Source organism: Alterluteimonas muca (assembly GCF_021191595.1).
Lineage (GTDB): Bacteria > Pseudomonadota > Gammaproteobacteria > Xanthomonadales > Xanthomonadaceae > Luteimonas > Luteimonas muca.
In genome coordinates, this window is record NZ_JAIWPS010000003.1 from 115,959 (window position 1) to 138,608 (window position 22,650).

At 69.4% G+C, this 22,650-nt stretch carries 19 protein-coding genes and 2 pseudogenes; 3 read left to right on the plus strand and 18 right to left on the minus strand.

Going from position 1 to position 22,650, the window contains the following annotated elements; all coding sequences use genetic code 11:
* Positions 1-21: 21 nt before the first annotated feature.
* Positions 22-249: pseudogene (groEL, locus tag LDO11_RS06200) on the minus strand (chaperonin GroEL); the annotation flags it as partial.
* Between the two features lie 7 nt (positions 250-256).
* Here groEL and LDO11_RS06205 point away from each other — a divergent pair.
* Positions 257-616 (plus strand): CopD family protein, encoded by a 360-nt coding sequence (locus LDO11_RS06205; protein WP_232140766.1) that lies wholly within the window; start codon positions 257-259, stop codon positions 614-616.
* Positions 617-632: 16 nt separating this feature from the next.
* Here LDO11_RS06205 and LDO11_RS06210 read toward each other — a convergent pair whose 3' ends face one another.
* The 6 genes and pseudogenes from LDO11_RS06210 to LDO11_RS06235 form a co-directional block, all read right to left on the minus strand.
* The gene (locus LDO11_RS06210) at positions 633-1,829 is read right to left on the minus strand and encodes a patatin-like phospholipase family protein (RefSeq protein WP_232140767.1); all 1,197 of its coding nucleotides are present in this window, start codon (positions 1,827-1,829) and stop codon (positions 633-635) included.
* Between the two features lie 38 nt (positions 1,830-1,867).
* A complete protein-coding gene (locus LDO11_RS06215) occupies positions 1,868-2,659 on the minus strand; it encodes a 3-hydroxybutyrate dehydrogenase (protein WP_023124372.1) in 792 nt (263 codons plus the stop codon).
* A gap of 272 nt (positions 2,660-2,931) precedes the next feature.
* A pseudogene (locus tag LDO11_RS06220) lies at positions 2,932-4,149 on the minus strand (transposase); the annotation flags it as partial.
* Between the two features lie 296 nt (positions 4,150-4,445).
* The gene (gene sul1 / locus LDO11_RS06225; protein ID WP_000259031.1) at positions 4,446-5,285 is read right to left on the minus strand and encodes a sulfonamide-resistant dihydropteroate synthase Sul1; all 840 of its coding nucleotides are present in this window, start codon (positions 5,283-5,285) and stop codon (positions 4,446-4,448) included.
* A gap of 313 nt (positions 5,286-5,598) precedes the next feature.
* Entirely contained in the window at positions 5,599-5,970 is a 372-nt protein-coding gene (locus tag LDO11_RS06230) for a hypothetical protein (protein ID WP_232140768.1), read from the minus strand.
* Between the two features lie 283 nt (positions 5,971-6,253).
* Positions 6,254-7,777 carry an ISCR element clade Ia family transposase gene (locus LDO11_RS06235; RefSeq protein WP_494337144.1) on the minus strand — a complete coding sequence of 508 codons (1,524 nt, stop codon included), beginning with the start codon at positions 7,775-7,777 and terminating at the stop codon, positions 6,254-6,256.
* Between LDO11_RS06235 and LDO11_RS06240 the strand changes: the two genes are divergently transcribed.
* Both LDO11_RS06240 and LDO11_RS06245 read left to right on the plus strand, forming a co-directional pair.
* Complete coding sequence (locus tag LDO11_RS06240; protein WP_435574611.1) at positions 7,761-8,033, plus strand: hypothetical protein; 273 nt, start codon at positions 7,761-7,763, stop codon at positions 8,031-8,033. The genes LDO11_RS06235 and LDO11_RS06240 overlap by 17 nt on opposite strands.
* A gap of 152 nt (positions 8,034-8,185) precedes the next feature.
* The gene (locus LDO11_RS06245; protein WP_435574612.1) at positions 8,186-8,842 is read left to right on the plus strand and encodes a hypothetical protein; all 657 of its coding nucleotides are present in this window, start codon (positions 8,186-8,188) and stop codon (positions 8,840-8,842) included.
* A 285-nt stretch (positions 8,843-9,127) separates the two neighbouring features.
* Here LDO11_RS06245 and LDO11_RS06250 read toward each other — a convergent pair whose 3' ends face one another.
* From LDO11_RS06250 to hflK, 11 genes are all read right to left on the minus strand, one after another.
* Entirely contained in the window at positions 9,128-10,240 is a 1,113-nt protein-coding gene (locus tag LDO11_RS06250; protein ID WP_232140769.1) for an ABC transporter permease, read from the minus strand.
* Entirely contained in the window at positions 10,237-11,424 is a 1,188-nt protein-coding gene (locus LDO11_RS06255; protein WP_232140770.1) for an ABC transporter permease, read from the minus strand. The genes LDO11_RS06250 and LDO11_RS06255 overlap by 4 nt, the downstream gene beginning before the upstream one ends.
* A complete protein-coding gene (locus LDO11_RS06260; RefSeq protein WP_232140771.1) occupies positions 11,409-12,446 on the minus strand; it encodes an HlyD family secretion protein in 1,038 nt (345 codons plus the stop codon). Before LDO11_RS06260 ends, LDO11_RS06255 begins: the two co-directional genes overlap by 16 nt.
* Positions 12,439-13,884 carry a TolC family protein gene (locus tag LDO11_RS06265; RefSeq protein ID WP_435574616.1) on the minus strand — a complete coding sequence of 482 codons (1,446 nt, stop codon included), beginning with the start codon at positions 13,882-13,884 and terminating at the stop codon, positions 12,439-12,441. Before LDO11_RS06265 ends, LDO11_RS06260 begins: the two co-directional genes overlap by 8 nt.
* Positions 13,885-13,913: 29 nt before the next feature.
* On the minus strand, positions 13,914-16,994 hold the full coding sequence (locus LDO11_RS06270; RefSeq protein ID WP_232140773.1) for an efflux RND transporter permease subunit: 3,081 nt from the start codon (positions 16,992-16,994) through the stop codon (positions 13,914-13,916).
* Positions 16,991-18,202 carry an efflux RND transporter periplasmic adaptor subunit gene (locus LDO11_RS06275; protein WP_232140774.1) on the minus strand — a complete coding sequence of 404 codons (1,212 nt, stop codon included), beginning with the start codon at positions 18,200-18,202 and terminating at the stop codon, positions 16,991-16,993. The genes LDO11_RS06270 and LDO11_RS06275 overlap by 4 nt, the downstream gene beginning before the upstream one ends.
* 116 nt (positions 18,203-18,318) lie before the next feature.
* The gene (locus tag LDO11_RS06280; protein ID WP_232140775.1) at positions 18,319-18,837 is read right to left on the minus strand and encodes a M48 metallopeptidase family protein; all 519 of its coding nucleotides are present in this window, start codon (positions 18,835-18,837) and stop codon (positions 18,319-18,321) included.
* A 52-nt stretch (positions 18,838-18,889) separates the two neighbouring features.
* Positions 18,890-20,182, minus strand: a complete 1,293-nt coding sequence (locus LDO11_RS06285) for an adenylosuccinate synthase (protein ID WP_232140776.1) — start codon at positions 20,180-20,182, stop codon at positions 18,890-18,892.
* A 217-nt stretch (positions 20,183-20,399) separates the two neighbouring features.
* On the minus strand, positions 20,400-20,588 hold the full coding sequence (locus tag LDO11_RS06290; protein ID WP_232140777.1) for a DUF2065 domain-containing protein: 189 nt from the start codon (positions 20,586-20,588) through the stop codon (positions 20,400-20,402).
* On the minus strand, positions 20,585-21,451 hold the full coding sequence (hflC, locus tag LDO11_RS06295) for a protease modulator HflC (protein ID WP_129135416.1): 867 nt from the start codon (positions 21,449-21,451) through the stop codon (positions 20,585-20,587). The genes LDO11_RS06290 and hflC overlap by 4 nt, the downstream gene beginning before the upstream one ends.
* Complete coding sequence (gene hflK / locus LDO11_RS06300; RefSeq protein WP_232140778.1) at positions 21,448-22,614, minus strand: FtsH protease activity modulator HflK; 1,167 nt, start codon at positions 22,612-22,614, stop codon at positions 21,448-21,450. The genes hflC and hflK overlap by 4 nt, the downstream gene beginning before the upstream one ends.
* Positions 22,615-22,650: the final 36 nt, after the last annotated feature.

Sequence of the window (22,650 nt, forward strand, 5' to 3'; positions counted from 1 at the left end):
TTGCTTGATGGATCGCGGGGCTTAGAAATCCATGCCGCCCATGCCACCCATGCCGCCCGGCGGCATTGCCGGCTCTTCCTTCTTCGGCAGCTCGCCGACCATCGCCTCGGTCGTGATCATCAGGCCGGCGATCGACGCGGCGTTCTGCAGCGCGGTACGCGTGACCTTGGTCGGGTCGAGGATGCCGGCCTCGAGCATGTCGACGTACTCGCCGGTGGCGGCGTTGTAGCCGAACGCGCCCTGGCCATCGGCGGCGGTGCTGTACGTGCCGCGCATCCTCGTGAACCTGGCCGAGGCAGGCGAACACCCGGCCGTGCGCGAGCGACTGGTGTTGATGGGGCGCAGGCTCTCCCGCTTCGGGCACGTGCTGTTCGGCATCGCGCTGCTGATGGGGCTCACGCTGTGGCTGCACTTCGGTTTCGCCGGCGGCTGGCTGCACGCCAAGCTGTTGCTGGTCACGCTGGTGTTCGTCTTCAGCATCGTCATCGGGCGTTGGCTGAAGGCTGCCGAAGCCGGGCGTCCGCTGCCGTCGGCACGTGCATTGCGCTGGATCAACGAGATCCCGCTGGTGCTCCTGGTCGGCATCGTCTATCTGGTGGTCGGCAAGCCGTTCTGAGGCGGGCCCGAACCGATCAGAAGCGCGTCAGATGCTTCTTCTGCGTGACGCGGTGCACGTCGTGTACCGCGTAGCCGTGGTCGCGGTCGGGCAGGTCGAACCAGCCGGGGTGTGACAGCGTCTGCCGGGTATCGGCCAGCCCGCTCTGCCAATGGCTCTCCATGCTGATGCGGCCGAACGCATAGTCCTTGAACTGCTGTTCGTGCGGCTTGGCCTGGTAGATCAGGTGGACGATGTTGATGACGCGATCGTCCAGCCACGGCGCCAGTGCCTCGCGGGCGCTCTCCGGCAGGCCGCCTTCGGGCAGGCGGGCGATGAGGTCGTTGAGCGCCGTCCGCAGCTGCTGGGTGCGGGCGACGTTATCGGTGCCGTGGCGGGTGCGGCTGGAATACTGGATGTCCTTGCCGCGTTCGAGCACGTCCATCATCGTCTGCGGGCGCTGACCGCGCGCGCTCCACAGATCCACCTGGAAGGCCAGCGTGTCCTCGCGCGGCCATTCGTCGAGGATGTGTTCCAGCGGCGTGTTCGACACCACGCCTCCATCCCAGTAATGGCGGCCCTCGATCTCCACCGGCGCGAAGGCCGGCGGCAGCGAGCCTGAGGCCAGGATGTGCTTCGGCCCGATCCGGGTGTCGCGGCTGTCGAAATAGCGGAAGTTGCCGCTCTCCACGTCGGTGACGCCGACGGTCAGGCGCACCGTGCGGTCATCGTTGATGCGGTCGAAATCCACCAGCCGCTCGAGCGTTGCCAACAGCGGCGTGGTGTCATAGAAACTGGTGGCCTGCGGCGTGCCGTCGCAGCGCATGAAGGGCGAGGCCGGCCACGGGGTGAAGAAGCCGCGCTGGCCCTGCCACAAGGCGGCCAGGGCGCTCATCGTCGCGGCCCAGGTTTCCAGAGCCGGGTTCATCGGCAGCATCGAAAGCCCGGCGCGCACGACCATCGCCGGCCAGCTGGCGAGGCCCGCGGGTTCGCAGATCGTTTCCCAGAAATCACGCAGCCGTTCGATGCGATCCTGCGGCCGGTTGCCGGCGATGATCGCCGCGTTGATCGCGCCGATCGAGATGCCGGCGTACCAGTTGGGGCGGATGCCGGCCTCGTTGAGCGCCTGATAGACGCCGCACTGGTAGGCGCCGAGCGCGCCGCCGCCCTGGAGCACCAGGGCGATGGCGGGATATTGAGCGACCTTCTCGAGCAGTTGCGGGGACGTGTCCATGGCGAGGGATCATGCCACGGCGTGCGTGGCCGACCGCTTCACTGCATGAACCAGCCGTGGCTCACCACGATGCTCTGGCCGGTGAGCGCGTTGGTCTCGAAAGCGGCCAGGGTCAGCGCCACGTTGGCCACGTCGTCGAGCGTGGTGAATTCGCCATCGACGGTGTCCTTCAGCATGATCTTCTGGATCACTTCCTCTTCGCTGATGCCGAACTCCTTGGCCTGCTCCGGGATCTGCTTGTCCACCAGCGGGGTGCGCACGAAGCCCGGGCAGATCACGTTGGAGCGGATGCCGAGCTTGCCGCCTTCCTTGGCGATGGTGCGGGCGAGGCCGAGCAGGCCGTGCTTGGCGGTGACGTAGGGCGCCTTCAGCGGCGAGGCCAGATGCGAGTGCACCGAGCCCATCAGGATGATCGCGCCGGGCGCACCGCGCTTCTCCATGTCCTTCATGCACTCGCGGGTGGTCAGGAAGGCGCCGTCGAGGTGGATGGCGAGCATCTTCTTCCAGTCCTCGAACGAGAACTCGGTGATCTTGTTGATGATCTGGATGCCGGCATTGGAGACCAGCACGTCCACCCGGCCCCATTCGGCGGCGATCTGCGCGACGCCTTCGACCACCTGCGATTCGCTGGTGACGTCCATCGCCACGGCCATCGCCTGGCCGCCGGATTCGCGGATCGCGGCGGCGGTGGCTTCCGCGGCGTCCAGCTTCAGGTCGGCGATCGCGACGCGGCCACCGGCGGCGGCATAGGTTTCGGCGATGTGCTTGCCGATGCCGCTGGCGGCACCGGTGACCAGGCAGACCTTGCCATCAAGTTCGATTCGGGACATGGGGCTCTCCTCAGGCTGGGTATAGGAAGTTCAACCGCCTTTTTTGCGAGTCTGGCGGGTAGGAAGCGGCCGCGCAAGCGCCGCTTTGGGCACAGATCGGGCACAGATCGGGGGTTCATGCGTGGGTTTTCGACATCGCGGGGCCACGCAGCGGCTCAGTGCGTAGCCATTTCTCACCGAATCCCGGCACAGGGCCGAGCGCAGCCCTGCGGGGTCGTGGCCGCATTGGATCGGACTCTGGCTTGGCTGCCGGCTGCGTGGCCGGCGCCTCATCACGCGGCCGGCGGCGGGGCGCGCGCTGCGGGCCGGTAGTGCGCTTGCTCCAGCGCGCCGTGTTTCTCGAAGTGGGCGAGGATGGCGCGAATGGCCTTGGGGTCTTCGATGCTGGCGACGATCCGTACCGCGCCGCCGCAGTGGGCGCAGGTGGTGATGTCGATGGAAAAGACCCGCTTGATCCGTTGCGCCCAGCTCATCGCACGGCGCTTCTGCTCGGGGCTGCGCGGCTCGTCGTGGGCGCTGACGTCCACTGGCACCGCATCGCCCGCAGGCCGCTTGCCGCGCCCCGAGGGCGTCAGCTGCGCACGCAGGTTTGCATTCGGGGCGAATACGCCGTGGAAGCGGGTGAGATGCGCGCGAGGTGGCGGGACCAGTGCCGCCAGCTTGGCGATGAAGTCCACCGCATCCCATTCGACATGGGTGGTGCCATTGCGCCACGGCGTCTTGAGCTGATACCGCACCCTACCCTGCGGTGAGATCGACAGCCGCTGCTCGCTGATCGCCGGGCGCGTGATGTAGCGGCACAGCTTTTCGAGCTTGTGGCTTTCGTGTGCTTCCGCGGCCACGCCGGCATGCAGCGAGAAGCCGCCGACCTTGCCGGCATCGCCCTCCAGCGAGCCTGCGTCACCGGGCAATGTTTGCAGCGTGACGACCTTGCGGCCAGCGTCGCGACCGGTGGCGATGCGGTAGGTCATCGAACTCATCCGCAGCCCATCCATGCCGTCGTCGCTACCCGCGCTGTCGGACAGGAACACGGATTCGTCTTCGCCTTCGAGCCAGCCGCGGCGCGACAGGTGCCGGCACACGCGATGCGCGATGGTGTTGGCCAGTTCCGTCAGTTGCGCCGATGTGGGCGCACGGGTGCGGTGCAGGCGCGGCTTGCGCCGCGGGGGCTCGACGTTCGCGTCGTACACGCCGTCGAGCCACAGCATGTGGAAGTGAACATTCAGGTTCAGCGCGCTGCCGAAGCGCTGGATCAGGGTCACCGCGCCGCATTGCGCCGTATCCCGCGGCACGCCGGCCTGATCGGCAAGCCAACCGGCGATCACACGATGCACGATGCCCAGCACCGGGCCGATCGCCTCAGGCTTGCTGGCGAACAGGAAGCGCAACGGGTACGGGAAACTCAGCACCCATTGCCGCACCGGCCGCGGGCCGAACACCTCGTCCACCAGATGCCGCGCCGACTCGGCCATGCGCCGTGCGCCGCAAGCTCGGATCTCAGGACGAAGGTCTCCGCGAATGTCCGGTCGATCCGCGCGACGTCCCAGGCGGGCGTTCCCTTGGCGGACATCCACGCCGCAGCGTCGTGCATCAGCCGCACAACCTCGTCGATATCACCCGAGCAGGCGACCCGAACGTTCGGAGGCTCCTCGCTGTCCATTCGCTCCCCTGGCGCGGTATGAACCGCCGCCTCATAGTGCAGTTTGATCCTGACGAGCCCAGCATGTCTGCGCCCACCTTCGCGGAACCTGACCAGGTCCGCTAGCGGGCGGCCGGAAGGTGAATGCTAGGCATGATCTAACCCTCGGTCTCTGGCGTCGCGACTGCGAAATTTCGCGAGGGTTTCCGAGAAGGTGATTGCGCTTCGCAGATCTCCAGGCGCGTGGGTGCGGACGTAGTCAGCGCCATTGCCGATCGCGTGAAGTTCCGCCGCAAGGCTCGCTGGACCCAGATCCTTTACAGGAAGGCCAACGGTGGCGCCCAAGAAGGATTTCCGCGACACCGAGACCAATAGCGGAAGCCCCAACGCCGACTTCAGCTTTTGAAGGTTCGACAGCACGTGCAGCGATGTTTCCGGTGCGGGGCTCAAGAAAAATCCCATCCCCGGATCGAGGATGAGCCGGTCGGCAGCGACCCCGCTCCGTCGCAAGGCGGAAACCCGCGCCTCGAAGAACCGCACAATCTCGTCGAGCGCGTCTTCGGGTCGAAGGTGACCGGTGCGGGTGGCGATGCCATCCCGCTGCGCTGAGTGCATAACCACCAGCCTGCAGTCCGCCTCAGCAATATCGGGATAGAGCGCAGGGTCAGGAAATCCTTGGATATCGTTCAGGTAGCCCACGCCGCGCTTGAGCGCATAGCGCTGGGTTTCCGGTTGGAAGCTGTCGATTGAAACACGGTGCATCTGATCGGACAGGGCGTCTAAGAGCGGCGCAATACGTCTGATCTCATCGGCCGGCGATACAGGCCTCGCGTCCGGATGGCTGGCGGCCGGTCCGACATCCACGACGTCTGATCCGACTCGCAGCATTTCGATCGCCGCGGTGACAGCGCCGGCGGGGTCTAGCCGCCGGCTCTCATCGAAGAAGGAGTCCTCGGTGAGATTCAGAATGCCGAACACCGTCACCATGGCGTCGGCCTCCGCAGCGTCGTCCAACGGACCGGCGACAAAACTCGGCTGGAGCATGGGCTTGGTCATGATGCGGTCCTTCGAGTCGAAAAGCCCGGCAACCGATAATGGCTTCCGGGCAACCTTATATGAAGAAATGTCGCATGAACGGCCGACTATGGCAAACATAAACGCCAATTTGGTAGCAAAAAGCCCGCGCGAGAGTAGCGTCGCAACTGTTTGAGATTCATGATGAAAGGCGTCGCGTTAATGAAGACTCACCGTGGCGCAGCGGCAACGCATCCAACACCCAGCGACGAACAGGCGACCGCCGTCAGGGCGTCAGGTAACGGATCACTGGATCGGCATAGGCGAACGGTGATCGGCCATAGCGCCGGTCCGCAAACGCCCAGGACTTCCAGACCCGGGCGTCGGCGCAGTGGCCCACAAACAGCCACGGCCACCCGCGCATCGCCCGGGCGGTGAGGCCTGATAGTCGATGTCGATCAGCGGCCGAAGCGGTCTCGATCTGCTTGGCGGCGTAGGGCGCGGGATCACCGCCCCAACTGCGCGCGACCTCGTCGCGCAGACCCTGCGACCGCTCGCCGCCGCTGAGCACGGTCATCACCTGACGAACCAGGCCGAAATAGGCCAGCGGGTGAATGGCCTCCAAGTCGGTCCGCGGGACGACGTCGGGCGCGAGCATTTCGCTGAGCCGAAACTCGAACTGTAGGGGTATAGGAAGTTCAACCGCCCTTTTTGGCGAGTCTGGCGGGTAGGAAGCGGCCGCGCAAGCGCCGCTTTGGGCACAGATCGGGCACAGATCGGGGGTTCATGCGTGGGTTTTCGACATCGCGGGGCCACGCAGCGGCTCAGTGCGTAGCCATTTCTCACCGAATCCCGGCACAGGGCCGAGCGCAGCCCTGCGGGGTCGTGGCCGCATTGGATCGGACTCTGGTTTCGCTACCGGCTGTGTGGCCGGCACCTCGTCACACGGCCGGCGGCGGCGCGCGCGCTGCGGGCCGGTAGTGCGCTTGCTCCAGCGCGCCGTGCTTCTCGAAGTGGGCGAGGATGGCGCGGATGGCGGTGGGTTCCTCGATGCTGGCGACAATCCGTACCGCGCCGCCGCAGTGGGCGCAGGTGGTGATGTCGATGGAAAAGACCCGCTTGAGCCGTTGCGCCCAGCTCATCGCATGGCGCTTCTGCTCGGGGCTGCGCGGCTCGTCGTGGGCGCTGACGTCCACCGGCACTGCATCGCTCGCAGGCCGCTTGCCGCGCCCCGATGGCGTCACCTGCGCGCGCAGATTCGCGTTCGGGGCGAATACGCCGTGGAAGCGGGTGAGATGCGCGCGAGGTGGCGGGACCAGTGCCGCCAGCTTGGCGATGAAGTCCACCGCATCCCATTCGACATGGGTGGTGCCATTGCGCCACGGCGTCTTGAGCTGATACCGCACCCTGCCCTGCGGTGAGATCGATAGCCGCTGCTCGCTGATCGCCGGGCGCGTGATGTAGCGGCACAGCTTTTCGAGCTTGTGGCTCTCGTGTGCTTCCGCGGCCACGCCGGCATGCAGCGAGAAGCCGCCGACCTTGCCGGCGTCGCCCTCCAGCGAGCCTGCGTCACCGGGCAATGTTTGCAGCGTGACGACCTTGCGGCCAGCGTCGCGACCGGTGGCGATGCGGTAGGTCATCGAACTCATCCGCAGCCCATCCATGCCGTCGTCGCTACCCGCGCTGTCGGACAGGAACACGGATTCGTCTTCGCCTTCGAGCCAGCCGCGGCGCGACAGGTGCCGGCACACGCGATGCGCGATGGTGTTGGCGAGCTGCGTCAGTTGCGCAGAGGTGGGGGCGCGGCGCAGGCGCGGCTTGCGCCGCGGGGGCTCGACGTTCGCGTCGTACACGCCGTCGAGCCACAGCATGTGGAAGTGAACATTCAGGTTCAGCGCGCTGCCGAAGCGCTGGATCAGGGTCACCACGCCGCATTGCGCCGTATCCCGCGGCACGCCGGCCTGATCGGCAAGCCAACCGGCGATCACACGATGCACGATGCCCAGCACCGGGCCGATCGCCTCAGGCTTGCTGGCGAACAGGAAGCGCAACGGGTAGGGGAAACTCAGCACCCATTGCCGCACCGGCCGCGGGCCGAACACCTCGTCCACCAGATGCCGCGCCGACTCGGCCATGCGCCGTGCGCCGCAGCTCGGGCACAGCCCGCGCTTCTTGCAGGAATACGCCACCAGCCTCTCGGCACGACAGTGCTCGCAGACCACGCGCAGGAAGCCGTGCTCGAGCACGCCGCAGCGCAGGTAGGTCTCGAACGCCTCGCGCACATACTCGGGCAGCGGGCGGTCTTCGGCCTCAAGACGCGCGATGAAGTCCGGGTAGTGCGCCTGCACTAGCGCGTACAGCAGCGTGCGCTCGGGCAGGTGGCGCGCGTAACGCGCAGCGGCGTGGGCGGCCGGCAGTGGCGCGCACACCTCGGCCTGCCGCCGGGATGTGGCGAGGCGCGGCACGCAGCGCTCCGTTGCAGGGACGGCTGCTCAGGGTTGCGCCTGTGTTCGCACGTTCGTATCGGTGCGTTCTGATCTTCGCGTCAGACATTGCCGCGGCGACTCCCGCCTCGACCGCCTCGACACCCAGGTGCAGGGCGCGGCCCAGAGCGCCGAATCCGCCAATCAGGGCGCCCAGCGCGCCAACCAGCGCCTCGACCAGATCGAAGGCCGCGTGCAGCAGCTGGAATCGTCGCCGCGCCGCGTGCCGCGCGGGTGAGCACGCACTCCGCTTGACCGACCGGCGCGGGGATCCGTCGCCTGCGCGGCGCGGATCCCCGCGTTGGATGGTGTTCCGCCCCCGAGGAGCTTCCCATCCGTACTTTCCCCCACTCCCTCCCTCACCAGCGCCGGCGCGCGGTTGCGCTGGCCTTGGCGCTGGCGCTGGCCAGCGTGGGCGCCACCGCCAGCGCGCGCGACGACGGCACCCGGCCGGTGACGTCACTGGACGAACTGCCCCGCGGCCAGGACGTCTCCGACACGGTGATCGAACTGGCCGGCTGGGTCGTCGCCTCCGGCGACAGCCAGGGCTATCCCTTCGCGATCATGGACAAGGCCGCCGCCCAGATCCTCGTGTTCGGCGGCGATGGCCGCCTGCGCGGCGCCGCGCCCGGCCTGTTCGGCTCCGCCGTGGGCGACCACACCGCCCCCGGCATCGCGGGCCTCGCCCTGCGCGAGATCCCCGGCCGCGACCGCACCACCCCGGCGGGCCGCTTCGTCGGCGGCTACGGTCCGTCCATCGATGCCGGCCGCGTGCTGTGGGTCGACTACGACTCCGCGGTCTCGATCCACCCGACCGCGACCGGCGTGCCGGAGGAAAAGCGCCCCGAGCGCCTGGCCTCGCCAACGCCGGATGACAACCGGGTCACCCACGGCTGCATCAACGTGTCTCCGGCGTTCTACGAGCAGGTCGTCAGCCCCACCTTCGCGCGCGGCGGCGTGTTCTACGTGCTGCCGGACGAGGGCTCGCTGGAGGAGGCGTTTCCGGAGTTCGCGGGCGCCGGCACCCGGAAGACCGCCGGCGACTGAGCGCCGGTGCGTGGCCGCGCGGCGGATGACGCGGCGGCTCCGGTGCGGCGCCCGCAGCATGAAAAAGGCGACCCGGTCGCCCGGGTCGCCTTTTGGTTACCGCACCCGCCGAAGGGTCAGTTCAGGCCGCGGTTGCGCAGCAGGGCATCGGCGCTCGGCATGCGGCCGCGGAAGGCCTTGCAGCTTTCGGCCGGATCGATATTGTCGGCCAGCACATCCAGCGCGCAGACGATCTCCGATACCCGCGCAGAAGCCGCCCCGGCCCCGTGCTCCGTGACCGGCCCGTCAGGCGCCGTCCCGCCCCGGGGCGTAGCGCCATACCGCCAGCGCGCCATACAGCAGTGTCAAAAAAGCGAGGTTGCACAACTCGGGAAGCGCCTCGGCGAAGCTTGCGCCCATCTGGTTGAACTTCACCATCAGGTTGATGCCGGGCGTGGAGGGAACCAGCTTCGCCAGCCACGCCAGGGGCTGTGGCATCGCCACGGCCGGCCATGACAGCCCGGACAGGAAGAACAGTGGCAGCGCGGTGACGAGCATCAGCTGGAAGGGCCGTTCGCGGGTGCGGAAGAAACTGCCCGCAAACAGCGCGAACGCCACCACCGCGGCCACGTACAGCACTCCGCCCACCAGCGTACCGGGCGGATTGCCGCCACGCGGATAGTCCTGGAGCCACATCACCAGACCGTTGTAGTACAGCATGCTGCACACGCCGATCAGCGCGAACGCGGCGGCGATGCCGAGCAGGCCGCGGCGCGAGAACGCCAGCCGACCCAGGCGTTCGCGACGCGTGCCGGCCATGACCAGCATGCCGATCAGCAGTGTCTGCTGCACGATCAGCTGTGCCACGCCCGGCACCACGGCGCTGCCGTAACCCTCGCGGGTGTTGAACAGCGGCCGCGCCACCACCTGCAGCGGCGCTGCGCCGGGCGCACCTGCGAAACCTGCCTGCACCACGGCGGCCTCGCGCGCGAACGCGGCGGCGGCCTCGCCCAGGCCCTCCAGCACCACGCCGCCGCGACCGAGGAACGCACCACTGCCGTACAGCGCCAGTTGCCCCTGCCCGCCGCGCAGGATCCCGCGTTCGAACCCCGCGGGCACCACCAGCAGGCCCTGCGCTTCACCGCGGGCGATCCTTGGCCGGGCCTCCTCCACCGAGGTCGCATCGCCGACGATCCTCACCGCGCGCACCGCGCCCGCCTTGCGCACCAGGGCGCGGCTCATGGCGCTATGGTCGAGGTCGACCACCAGCACCGGATACTGCGAAGCCACCTGGTGCCGGTAGGCGACCGGGTAGAAGAACGAGTACAGCACCACGGCGCCGATCAGCGTCACCACCGCGTAGCGGTCCGAGAACACGGCGCGCAGGGTCTCCAGGAAGGCGGCCCTGACCTGGTTCATCGCTGCCCCCAGGAGGCCGGATCGCGCGCTCCGCGCGCATACAGGCGCAGCCCCGCGCCGCCGGCCACCAGCACGAACAGCAGCAAGGTCCCCAGCAACGACAGCGAGGCCGTCCATGCCGCATCCATGTCGAGCTGCTGCGCCTGCAGCTTGAGGTAGGCGGTGAAGGGAAGCAGCTGGCTCCAGGCCTGTGCGAACAGCGGCGCTCCCTGCACCGGGAACGTCGCGCCCGAGAACGCCAGCGACGTGCCCGCATACAGTCCGGTCAGCGACAGCGACGTGCCCATGTTGCGGGTGGCCCCGACCAGCAGCAGCGCGATGCCGCCGTAGGCCAGGTACATCGCCGCCTGCGCGGCGACCAGCAGTACCGCGCTGCCGGCCACACCGCCGCGGATCGCCGCCAGCCAGAGCAGCGACAGCGTGCCGTAGGCGGTGAACAGCAGCAGGTACGGCGCCAGCTTGCCGGCCACCGCCGGCAGCAGGCGATCGCCGCACTCGGCCAGCCATGTGCCCGCGCTGCCGTCACGCAGTTCGCGCCCGAGCGCGCCGACCATCGCCAGGCAGGCGGCGAGGTGCAGCAGTGCCGGGAACAGCAGGCCGAGCAGGAAGTGCTCGTAGCTGCGTGCGGCGTTGGCCAGCACGGTGGCCTGCACCCGCAGCGGCGGCTGGCGAACCGCCTGCGCCCCACCGACCCGCGCCACCTCACCGCGTACGAGATGCGCACTGGTCGCCTGCGCTGCCTCTCCGATCCCCCGCAGCGCCGCCTGCCCTGCCGTCTGGTGGCTGGCGTTGTAGTAGGCGAAAACAACGGCGCTGCCGCCACGCAGGACCTGGCGCTCGGCGCCCGCAGGCACGTGCACCACCGCGAACGCCCGGACCGCGCGCACCTCCGACCAGGCCTGCGTCAGGTCCGCCGGCCGCGCGGCCACCCGCAAGGCCGGCACGGCATCGAGCCTGCGCACCAGTTCGCGGCTGACCGCACTGTTGTCATGATCGACCACCGCCACTGGCAGCTCGCGCGGCACGCCGGCCGAGAACGTCCAGGCCAGCAGCGCCAGCGCCAGCAGCGGGACCCACGTGGCCAACGCCAGATCCCAGGGATCGGCGCGCAGCCGTGCGCACTCGCGCAACGCCGAACGGACGAACGCCTCGCGTGCCGTGGGCCGCGTCAGCGTTGCGGCCATGCGAACAGCACGCTCATGCCCGGCCGGAAGCCTGCGACTTCCGCGACCGGCCTCGCGCGCACTTCGAAACTCCTCACGTCGTAGCCGGCCGACTGCCGGGTCGCGCGCCAGGTCGCGAAATCGCCGGCCGGGCTGATGTGGTAGACCTCGAACTCGACGTCCTCGCGCTCCAGCGCCGGGATCGAACCGCGCAGGCGGCGGCCCACCTCCAGGCCCGCGAACTGGTCCTCGCGCAGGTGGAACGCCACCCACATGTGGTCGAGGTCGACCAGGGTGAAGACCGGATAGCCGGCCGCCACCAGCTCGCCGGTTTCGACCAGGCGCTTGGACACCTCGCCGGCCGTCGGCGCGCGGCCGCGCACTTCGCTTTCGGCCGCCTGTACTTCGGCCACGGCGCCTTCGGCCTGCCGCACCTGCGCCTGCGCGGCGCTCCTGTCCTGTTCGCGGGCGCCGGCCTGCGCCTGTTCGTACAGCGCCTGCGCTGCGCGCGCCTGCTGCTCGGCATCGATCGCCTTCGCACGGGCCTCGTCGCGCTGCTGCCGGGTGACCACGCCCTCGGCATGCAGCCGCTCCAGGCGCTGGAAGGTGGAACGCGCCAGTTCGTGTCCGGCCTGGGCGCGCCGCCAGTTGGCCTCCGCTGCGCGGATGTCCTCCACGCGCGCGCCTTCCTCGGCCTTGTCCGCCAGCGCCTGCGCGCCCGCGAGCGCGGCTTCGGCCTGTCGCTGCTTCGCGGCGATCTCGGGGCTGTCCAGCTCGAACAGTACCTGCCCCGCCTCGACCCGCTCGCCCTCGGCCACCAGCAGCGCCGACACCCGCGCGGTCACCTTGGCCGACACGTTGATGCTGTCGGCATCGGCCATGCCCTGCACCAGATCCGCCGGGCTGCGGAACGCCAGCCACAGGCCGCCAACCAGGATCACGGCAATCACGCCCAGGGCAATGAGGCGCAGGCGACGGCGGCCGGACGGTGCATCCGCAGCCACGGGTGGCGGCGGCGGCGGCGACGGCGCGGTTTCATTCATGGGGGAATACCCTGTGGTCTGCCTTGCGGATGTACTCGCCAAAGTGCGCCGACTGGCCGCCCAGCTCGAGCAGGTGCGCCAATGCCACGCAATAGTCGTAGGCGGCGTGCGCGTGTTCGACCCGTGCGGCGCCAAGGCCGAGCCTGGCGTCCATGACATCGAGCGAGGTCGACTGCCCCTCGCGGAACGCCAGTTCCTGCAGGCGCAGGTTCTCACGCGCCTGTTCGATGCTGCTGTCGAGCAGCAGGAACTGCTGGCGTGCCGTTTCCAGCGCATTCCAGGCCTGTGCCACGCCGATCCTGATCTGGTTCTGCGCTTCGCGCAGTGCGGCCTGCGCCTGCTCCTGCTGCGCGCGCGCGGCACTGATCTGGCGCGGGCGATCCCGCCCGGACAGGAAGGTGTACTTCAGGCCAATGCCGAAGGCCCAATCGGTGTCGGTCAGTAGCGCATCCTCACGGTACAGGTCGTACTGGCCGAACAGGTACACCTGCGGTTTCAGTGACGCCTCCTGCACACGCACGCCTGCGCCCGCCTGGTCGTCAAGCGCCCGCAGCTGCGCCAGCTGCGGGTGCCGCTCAAGCGCGGCCCGGGTGAACGCCTCCAGCGTGCCCGGCGATGTGCCGACCACGAACAGCGGCGTGATCGGCGTCACCGGCCCATCGCTGCGCAACAGCAGCGCCAGGGCCTGGGCGGCGGCGTCGCGGTCGTTGAGCGCCTTCTGGTACTCGCGCTCGCTGGCATCACGCGCGACGACCGCCTGCAACACCTGCGCGCGCGTGGCGAAGCCTTCGCGTTCAAGCGATTCGGCATGGGCCAGGTGTTGGCGCATGCCGTCGCGCACCTCGCGGCGCACACTCAGCGCCTGCTCGGCCAGGCCCTGGCCGAAGTAGGCCTGGACCAGTTGCGATGTCAGCTTCTGGGACTGCTGCGCCCGTTCCGCGTCCGCCCCACGCAGGGCGGCCGCGGCCGCCGCCTGCGCGGCCGGGATCTGCCCGCCCGTGTACAGGGGCAGCACCGTGGTCAACACCGGACGAAATCGCCGGTCGCGCTCCTGGAACCGCAACGGGCTTTCGATGCCGAACGCCTCGCCCACTGGCGCCAGCGAACCCATCGGCAAGCTCAGCGTCTTCTGGAACTCCAGATAGCGCGCTTCGAGCGAAATCTCCGGCAGCCGCAGGCGCGCGGTCGCATCGGACAGGTCCTGCCGGGCGCGCAGGTTGGCGTCCGCGGCAGCCAGCGCGTCGGAGACCCGTTCCATCCGCTCGCGCGCCTGATCGAAGCTGAGTGCGTCCGCATCCTGCGCGAGTGCCGAGGTGGCCGGTACAAGCAGGACCAGACCCAACGCCAGACCGAATGCCCGTCCGTGCGCGGCGCGGGATCGCCGACGGTATGCCCCACCCCGCCTGCCAGCCTTGCCTGTCGACACCTGCCACTCCATTGCACCGGCCGCCGCCATCGTGATGCCAGTCATGGTGGCGCCGCAACCTCACTGGCGTCTGCGGCCCCCCGCCGCAACCTCCCGAGCACCCGCTCCTCCACATCATCCACCAGCGTGTACGCCGCCGGCACCACCACCAGGCTCAATACCGTCGAGGTGATCAACCCACCGATCACCGCCACCGCCATCGGCATGCGGAAGCTTGAATCCGCCGTCAGACCCAGCGCGATCGGCATCATGCCCGCACCCATCGCCAGCGTGGTCATGATCACCGGCCGCGCGCGCTTGTGGCAGGCGTCCATCAGCGCCTCGTGGCGACTCATCCCCTGCTCCTCGGCCATGACCGCGTAGTCCACCAGCAGGATCGAGTTCTTCACCGCGATGCCGATCAGCAGGATCAGCCCGATCAGCACCGGCAGCGAGATGTCCAGGCCGGTGACCAGCAGCGCGCCGAACGCGCCGCCCGCGGCCAGCGGCACCGCGACGAGGATGGTGATGGGCTGGCTGGCGTGGTTGAACAGCAGCAGCAGCACGCCGTAGACGCAGAAGATGCCGGCCACCATGGCCATCGCGAAGCCGCCGAACATCTCCGCGAAGATCTCGCTGTCGCCGGCGGCCTGGCGCTCCACGCCCACCGGCAGGTTGACCAGCGAGGGCAGCGCGTCGATCTGGCCTTCCACCTCGCCCATCGCCATGCCGTTGAGATCGACGGTGATGGTGACGTTGCGGCGGCGGTCGAAGCGGTCGATCTGCGAAGGGCCGCTGGCGGTGGTGATCCCGGCCACCGACGACAGCGGCACGCTGCCGCCGGTGGCGGTGGGCACGCGCAGCTGGCCGAGCAGCGACGGGTCCGACAGCGCCTTCTCGTCGAGCTGCACGCGGATCGGCACCTGGCGCTCGGGCAGGTTCAACTTGGCGAGGAACTGCTCGTAATCGCCGCGCGTCGCCACCCGGGTGGCGGCGGCGATATCGGCGGTGGACACGCCGAGGTCGGCGGCACGCGCGGGATCGGGCCGCACGATCACCTCCGGGCGCACCAGCGAGGCCGATGACCCCACCGTGCCCAGGCCCGGCAGCTGGCGGATCTCGCGCTCCACATCGCGCGCGGCGGCGGCCAGTGCCACCGGGTCGTCGCCGGCCAGCACCAGCTGCAGGGCGCGGCCCGGTTCGCCGCCCTGGAAGCTCAGGCGCGCACCGGGGATGTCGGCCAGGCGCCCGCGCACCACCGACTCCAGCTCGTACTGGGTGAGGTCGCGGTCGTCCTTCCAGCGGATGGTCAGCGTGGCCTTGCGCAGCTCGGCACTGGTGAGGTCGCCGGCCGGGCCGTTCGCGCCGGAATTGCTGCCGGCGGTCACGAACACGTGCTCGATCTCCGGGATGTCGGCAATGCGCTGGCGCGCGGTTTCGGCCACCTCTTCGGTGGTGGCGAGCGGGGTGCCGGGCGGCAGCTCGATCAGTACGTTGCTCTGGATGCCATCGGTGGGCGGGATGAAGGTGACCTTGAGCAGCGGCAGCAGCGCCAGCGAGCCGATGAAGATCGCCAGTGCGATCACCAGCGTGCGGTTGCGGTGCTTGAGCGCGTCGTCGACGAAGCGCAGGTACCACTGCATCAGCTTCGAATCGCCCTTGTGCTCGGGCAGCGGCTTCAGCATGTACGCCGCCATCATCGGCGTGATCAGGCGCGCCACCAGCAGCGAGAACATCACCGCCGCGGCCGCGGTCCAGCCGAACTCGCGGAAGAACTTGCCCGGGATGCCGGGCATGAAGGCCACGGGGATGAACACGGCCGCCAGCGTGCAAGAGGTCGCGATCACCGCCAGGCCGATCTCGTCGGCTGCCTCGAGCGCGGCCTGCTTCGGCGCCTTGCCCATGCGCAGGTGGCGGTCGATGTTCTCGACCTCGACGATGGCATCGTCGACCAGGATGCCCACCACCACGGCGAGTGCCAGCAGGGTGATCATGTTGAGGCTGAAGCCCAGCCAGTACATCACCGCGAAGGTCGGGATGATCGACAGCGGCAGCGCCACGGCGCTGATGAAGGTGGCGCGGAAGTCGCGCAGGAACAGGAATACCACCAGCACCGCCAGCGCCGCGCCCTCGTAGAGCATGTGCATCGAGGAGTCGAACGAGTCCTCGGCCACCTGGGTGGTCGAGGCCACCTCGACCACGCGCACGCGCGGCTGCTCCTGCTGCAGCTTCGCCACGCTCTCGCGCACGGCGTTGCCGACGTCGACCTCGCTGGTGTTGGTGGTGCGCTGCACGGCGAAGCCGATCACCGGCCGGCCATCGAGCGTGGTGCGCTGGCTGACGGTGGCGTGGCCGTCGCTCACGGTGGCCAGCGTCGACAGGCGCACGCTGCGGCCGTCCGGCATGGAGATGGGGAAGTCGGCGAGGTCGGCGGCGGAATCGACGGTGCCGAGGGTGCGCACCGCCTGCTCGCTGCCGCCCACGGTGGTGCGCCCGCCCGGCTGTTCCTGCTGGATGCGCGCGAGCTGCTGGCTGATCAGCGCCGGGCTGACGCCGAAGCCCTGCACGGCCTCGGGCCGCAGGGCGACGCGGATCTCGCGGTCGACGCCGCCGATACGCCGCACCGCGCCCACGCCGGGCACCGCGAACAGCCGCTTGGCCACGGTGTCGTCGATGAACCAGCTGAGCTCCTCGTCGCTCCAGCCATCGGCGGTGACGGCGTAATGCAGCATGTCGCCGCCGGTGACGTTGACCAGCGACACGATCGGCGGCTCGACGTCGGCCGGCAGGTCGATGCGCACGCGGTCGATGGCGTCGCGCACCTCGTCCTTGGCCAGCGTGCCGTCCTTCTCGATCTCGAAGGTGAGGATGGTGGTCGATACGCCTTCGTTGACGATGGACGCCATGTTGCGCAGCGCGGGGATGCTGGCGGTGGCGTCCTCGATCTTGCGGGTGACCTGGGTCTCGAGCGTGCTGGGGCTGGCGCCGGGCAGCATCACGGTGACATTGACCACCGGTACGGTGAGGTCCGGGAACTGCGACACCGCCAGCCGGTTGAAGGCGACCAGGCCGGCGGCGGTGAGCAGGATGAACACCAGGATCGCAGGTAACGGCCGGTGGATCGACCACGCGGAGAAGTTCATTCGGCGAGCGTCCCGGTGGCGGCGTCGTGGGTGGCCTCGCGGGTGGCGCCGGCGCCGGAAGGCGCTGCAGGTGCGCTCGCGGGCGCGGCCCCTGCATCGCTGCCCGCATCAGCGGCGGGCTGCGCGTTGGCGGCATCGGCGCCTGCCGGGCTGTCGACCACGCGCACGAGATCGCCATCGCCGAGGAACCCGGCGCCGCGTGCGACCACGCGGTCATCGGCGGTGAGGCCGTCGCGCACTTCGTTCATGTCGCCGTGGGTGCTGCCCACCGACACGCCGCGCTCGCGCACGCGGCCATCGGGTTCCACGGTGAAGGCATAGGCACGGCCGTCGCGGCGCACGATGGCCTCGTTGGGCACCAGCAGCGCCTGCGCGCGGCCGAGCGCCAGCCGCCCCTGCGCGAACATGCCCGCGCGCAGCGGGCCGGGATCGGGCAGGTCCACGTAGACGGTGCCGGTGCGGCGCTGCGGATCGAGCGCCGGCGACACCGTGCGCACGCTGCCTTCGACCGCGCCGATCGGCGTATCCACCTGCACCAGGGTGCCCGTGCCGACGCGCAGCAGATCGGCCTCGGCGAGTTCGGCGCGCCATTCCAGGCGGCCATCGCGGATCAGCCGCAGCAGCTCGCCACCGGCGCCGACCACCTGCCCGGGCTGCACGCTGCGCGCCGACACCACGCCGGATACCGGCGCGCGCACCACGGTGAAGTCGCGCTGCACGCGCGCGGCATCGCGGCTCGCGATCGCGGTATTGAGCCGCGCCTGCGCGTTGTCGCGCTCGGCCTCGGCCTGCTCGGCATCCTGCAGCGCGACCAGGCGCTCGCCGGCGAGTTCGCGCACGCGCGCGGCACGGCGGCGCGCGGTCTCGAGATTGGTCTCGGCCTCGCGCACCGAGGCTTCCGACTGCTGCAGCTGCGACGCCAGCGTGCGGTCGTCGACACGCAGCAGCACGTCGCCGGCGGCCACCGCGTTGCCCACCTCGACCTCGACGCTGGCCACCCGCAGCCCGGAGAGCTCCACGCCCACCGAGACCTCTTCCCACGCTTCCACCGCACCCGAGGCGACCACCTCGCGGGTGACCTCCTGCTGCTGCGGGATGGCCAGCACGACCGCGAGGCTGGGAACGGCCTCGGGAGGTGCGTCCTCGCCGCAGGCAACCAGGGCCAGCAACACAAGCGGAACGGCGACAAGACGCGGGAATCGGCGCATCGGCAGCGGAAGCCTATTCAGGGAGCGGGCACGCTAGCAGCCCCGCGATAACTCTGCGATGACGAAGCGCGAGGCGGAGCGGCAACGTGTCATCGACCGCCACAGGCCAGCGATCGCTAGGGCGCCGGTTCCCGTGCGCCCGGCGGACGCAACTCCAGCCCGGTGAGATACAGCCGCAGGTCGAACTCCAGCTGGTGGTAGTCCGGCGCCATATGCGTGCACAGCTGGTAGAAGGCCTTGTTGTGCTCGGCCTCTTTCATGTGCGCGAGCTCGTGCACGACGATCATCTTCAGGAAGTCCGCGGGGGCGTCGCGGAACACGCTGGCGATGCGGATCTCGCGGCTGGCCCTGAGCCGCGCGCCCTGCACGCGCGAGATGGTGGTGTGGGTGCCCAGCGCATGCTTCAGTACCTGCAGCCTGCCGTCGTAGAGCACCTTGCCCAGCGGCGGCGCCTTGCGCATGTGGCGCTCTTTCAGCGCCTGCACGTAGGCGTAGAGCTGGCCGTCCTTGCGCACGGCGTGGGCGTCGCGGTACTTCGCCGCCAGCAGCGCGCCCAGCCGGTCCTGCGCGATCAGCTCTCGCACCTGGGCCTGCACCTGCGGCGGATAGCCGCCGAGGTATTTCAGCGGTTGCATCGGCAAAAACCCCGCTTGCGCGGGGTCTTCTGCTGCGGGGCGAACGCTGCGGTCAAGCGAAAGGATCCTGCAGCACCATGGTGTGGGCGCGGTCGGGGCCGGTGCTGACGATGCTGATCGGGCAGCCGGCAAGCTCCTCGAGTGCGCGCAGGTAGGCACGCGCCGCGGCGGGCAGCCTGTCCCATTCGGTGATGCCGTGGGTGCTTTCCTCCCAGCCCGGGAACTCCAGGTACACGGGGGTGCACTCGTCCCAGCCCTGGGCGTCGAGCGGGGCGTATTCGGTGCGCTTGCCGTGGTACTCGTAGGCGATGCAGATCTTGAGCGTCTTCATGCCGTCGAGCACGTCGAGCTTGGTGATGCACAGGCCGGAGATGCCGTTGATGGCCACCGCGCGCTTGAGCGCGACGATGTCCATCCAGCCGCAGCGGCGGGGCCGACCGGTGGAGGCGCCGTATTCCTGGCCGCGGTCGCGCAGGCCCTGGCCGATGTCGTCGTCGAGCTCGGTCGGGAACGGGCCGCCACCCACGCGCGTGGCATAGGCCTTGGCGATGCCGAGCACGTAGTCGATCGCATCCGCGCCGACGCCTGCACCGGCCAGCGCGCCACCGACGGTGGTGTTGGAGCTGGTGACGTACGGGTAGGTGCCGTGGTCGATGTCGAGCAGTGCGCCCTGCGCGCCCTCGAACAGCACGCGCTTGCCCTGCCTGCGGAGGTCATGAAGGATGCCGGCGACGTCGGACTTCATCGGCTCGACGTACTCGCCGAATGCCAGCGCCTCGTCATAGGTCTTCTGGAAGTCGACCGCCTCGACACCGAGGTACTCCGTCAACACGAAGTTGTGGTAGTCGAGCGCGGTGCGCAGCAGCTCCTCGAGCTGCTTCGGGTAGTGCAGGTCGGCCACGCGGATGCCGCGACGCGCGACCTTGTCTTCGTACGCCGGGCCGATGCCGCGGCCGGTGGTGCCGATGGCCTTGCCGCCGGCCGCCTTCTCGCGGGCCTGATCGAGTGCGATGTGGTACGGCATGATCAAGGGCGTCGCCGGGCTGATCTTCAGCCGCGAACGCACTTCGACGCCGGCGGCCTCGAGCTCGCCGATCTCCTTGATCAGCGCCGCGGGCGAGAGCACCACGCCGTTGCCGATCAGGCACAGCGCGTCGTCGCGCAGGATGCCGGAGGGGATGAGGTGCAGCACGGTCTTCTTGCCGCCGATCACCAGCGTGTGGCCGGCGTTGTGGCCGCCCTGGAAGCGGACGACGCCGCCGATGTCCTGGGTGAGCAGGTCGACGATCTTGCCCTTGCCCTCGTCGCCCCACTGCGCGCCGATCACCACCACTGACTGACCCATCTCGAAACTCCTGCATTGCGTGCGGCCATCGGGGCCGCGGAAGGGCCGTGCCGGGCGATGCGGGGTCATCTGCGGCCTGCTCCATCGGGGAGCCGCCGCCACGCAGTGGCCAGACACGGAAAAAGCCGGGGGGCTGCGACGCCCCTGCCGGCTTTTGCGCATTATCCGGGTTTGCGGGGCGGGTGCCAGCCCGCCGGGGCCCGGGTTGGGCGGCGGGTCAGCCGCCGCGCACGAAGTACAGCGCCACCAACCCGAGCGCGAGGGTGATGCCACCCAGCCCGCGCACCTGGTTGTCCGGCAACTGCAGGATCTGGACCATGGTGCGCTTCCAGCCGCCCGGCATCGCGAACAGGATCAGCCCTTCGAGCACTGCGACCAGGCACAGTGCGGCCCACAGATCGCTCATCGGTCGCTGCGCATGTACTGCAGGAACGGATCGTCGCGCTCGAGCACGATCACCGAGTTGCCGTCCTCGAACGAGCGGCGATACGCCTCGAGGCTGCGCTGGAAGGCGAAGAATGCCGGATCGCGGTTGGCCGCCTCGCCGTACAGGCGGGTGGCCTCGGCATCGCCCTCGCCTCGCAGCGTCTGCGCATCGCGCTCGGCCTCGGCCAGGATCACCGCCTGGTCGCGATCGGCCTGGGCGCGGATCAGGCGTGCCTGCTCCTCACCTTCGGCGCGCAGCCGGCTGGCCACCTGCTTGCGCTCGGCGCGCATGCGGTTGTAGACCTGCTGGATGACGTCGCTGTCGGTGGGCAGGTCGATCTGCTTCAGGCGGATGTCGATGATCCGCATGCCGAGAGTGCGTGCACCGTTGTTGATCGTCTCCAGCTGCTTGGCGATGACCTCGCCGCGGTCGCCGGACACCAGCTGTGTCAGGGTGCGGGCGTTGATCTCGTTGCGCAGCGAATCCTTGATGATCGGCGCCATGCGCTCGGCCGCCAGGCGCTCGTCGCCGCCGGTGGCACGGTAGAAGTCACCGACGTCGGCGATCGCCACGATGGCGACGAAGTCGACGGCCACGTCCTTGCGCTCGGAGGTCAGGTAACGCTCGGGGGAGAAGTCGACCGCGTTGAAGCGGCGGTCGAACACCCGCACCGACTGCACCAGCGGGATCTTGAAGTGCAGGCCCGGCGGGATGTCGGTGCGGCTGACGCGGCCAAGGTGCAGGACCAGGCCGACCTGGCCTTCGCGCACCACGTACACCGAGCCCATCAGGCCCAGCACCAGCACCACCGCCAGCAGCGGAATGAGTGCGCGGAACTTCATCGCGAACCTCCTTCACCACGGGCGGGCCGCGGGGTATTGCGGGGCGGGCGCGGGGGGTTGCCCTCGTTACCCGTGGCCGGGGCCAGGATTTCCGGCGGCAGCACGGCCGGGCCGCTGTTGGCGGTATTGCCGGTGGACGACGTATTGCCGCTGCCGCCCGTGCCGGTGCCGCCCTGCCCCATCGGCACGTAGATCAGCTGGCGCCCATCGCCACCGACGACCGTGCGGTTGTCGGCCAGCACGCCGGACACGGTGTCCAGCCACAGGCGCTTGCGGGTGACTTCGGGGGCGTTGCGGTATTCGTCGAGCAGCAGGCTGAAGCGGGTGGCGTCACCGGTGGCGCGCGCGATCGAGGCGGTCTTGTAACCCTCGGCCACGGTGCGGGTGCGCGAGGCCTCGCCTCGTGCCTCCGGCACGATGCGCGCGGCGTAGGCGCGGGCCTCGTTGACCAGGCTTTCCTGGATCTGCTGGGCGCTGTTGACCTCGTCGAACGCGGGCTTGACCTCTTCCGGCGGACGCGCGTCCTGCAGGTTGAGTTCGGTCACGACCAGGCCGGTGCGGTAGATGTCGAGCGAATCCTGCAGCTGCTTCGACGCCAGCGCCGACAGCGGGCCACGCGCACCGAGCACGGTGTCGAGGTCGGAGCGGCCGACCTGTTCGCGCACCACGCCCTGGGCGACCTGCTCGAGCATGCGGTCGGCATCGCGGGTGCCAAACAGGTAGAGCTCCGGATCACCGACGCGGTACTGCACGTTGAGCGACACGATGACGATGTTCTCGTCGCGGGTCAGCACCGGCACGGTGTTGGTGAAGGTCTTGATCGCCGTGGCGTTGACCTTGTTCACCCGCTCGATCGGCCACGGCAGCTTGAAGTTCGGGCCGGGCTGCATCACGCGCACCGCGGTCCCGAAGCGCAGCACCACGCCGCGCTGCTGTTCGCCGATCAGGGTGAAGCTGCTCATCAGCAGGAGCACCACGATCGCCATGCCGACCCAGCGCAGCGGGTTGCCGCCACCGCCGCCGCCGAACAGGTTGCGCAGCTGGTTGATCAGGCCATCGAGCCCGCCACCGCCGCCGCGACCACCGCCTGAAGGCTTCCACGGACCGCGGTTGTTACCGCCGGACCCGCCGCTGTTGTTCTTGCCGGGGATATTCCAGGCCATGCCTGCTCCAATCTGGGGTGCACCCCGCGCGGACGC

What these genes read in the sequence shown, in the direction of transcription:
- LDO11_RS06210 (WP_232140767.1), bottom strand. Translation starts at nt 1,829, where the DNA reads ATGGACACGTCCCCGCAACTGCTCGAGAAGGTCGCTCAATATCCCGCC.
- LDO11_RS06215 (WP_023124372.1), bottom strand. Translation starts at nt 2,659, where the DNA reads ATGTCCCGAATCGAACTTGATGGCAAGGTCTGCCTGGTCACCGGTGCC.
- sul1 (WP_000259031.1), bottom strand. Translation starts at nt 5,285, where the DNA reads ATGGTGACGGTGTTCGGCATTCTGAATCTCACCGAGGACTCCTTCTTC.
- LDO11_RS06230 (WP_232140768.1), bottom strand. Translation starts at nt 5,970, where the DNA reads ATGCTCGCGCCCGACGTCGTCCCGCGGACCGACTTGGAGGCCATTCAC.
- LDO11_RS06250 (WP_232140769.1), bottom strand. Translation starts at nt 10,240, where the DNA reads ATGAACCAGGTCAGGGCCGCCTTCCTGGAGACCCTGCGCGCCGTGTTC.
- LDO11_RS06255 (WP_232140770.1), bottom strand. Translation starts at nt 11,424, where the DNA reads ATGGCCGCAACGCTGACGCGGCCCACGGCACGCGAGGCGTTCGTCCGT.
- LDO11_RS06260 (WP_232140771.1), bottom strand. Translation starts at nt 12,446, where the DNA reads ATGAATGAAACCGCGCCGTCGCCGCCGCCGCCGCCACCCGTGGCTGCG.
- LDO11_RS06265 (WP_435574616.1), bottom strand. Translation starts at nt 13,884, where the DNA reads ATGGAGTGGCAGGTGTCGACAGGCAAGGCTGGCAGGCGGGGTGGGGCA.
- LDO11_RS06270 (WP_232140773.1), bottom strand. Translation starts at nt 16,994, where the DNA reads ATGAACTTCTCCGCGTGGTCGATCCACCGGCCGTTACCTGCGATCCTG.
- LDO11_RS06275 (WP_232140774.1), bottom strand. Translation starts at nt 18,202, where the DNA reads ATGCGCCGATTCCCGCGTCTTGTCGCCGTTCCGCTTGTGTTGCTGGCC.
- LDO11_RS06280 (WP_232140775.1), bottom strand. Translation starts at nt 18,837, where the DNA reads ATGCAACCGCTGAAATACCTCGGCGGCTATCCGCCGCAGGTGCAGGCC.
- LDO11_RS06285 (WP_232140776.1), bottom strand. Translation starts at nt 20,182, where the DNA reads ATGGGTCAGTCAGTGGTGGTGATCGGCGCGCAGTGGGGCGACGAGGGC.
- LDO11_RS06290 (WP_232140777.1), bottom strand. Translation starts at nt 20,588, where the DNA reads ATGAGCGATCTGTGGGCCGCACTGTGCCTGGTCGCAGTGCTCGAAGGG.
- hflC (WP_129135416.1), bottom strand. Translation starts at nt 21,451, where the DNA reads ATGAAGTTCCGCGCACTCATTCCGCTGCTGGCGGTGGTGCTGGTGCTG.
- hflK (WP_232140778.1), bottom strand. Translation starts at nt 22,614, where the DNA reads ATGGCCTGGAATATCCCCGGCAAGAACAACAGCGGCGGGTCCGGCGGT.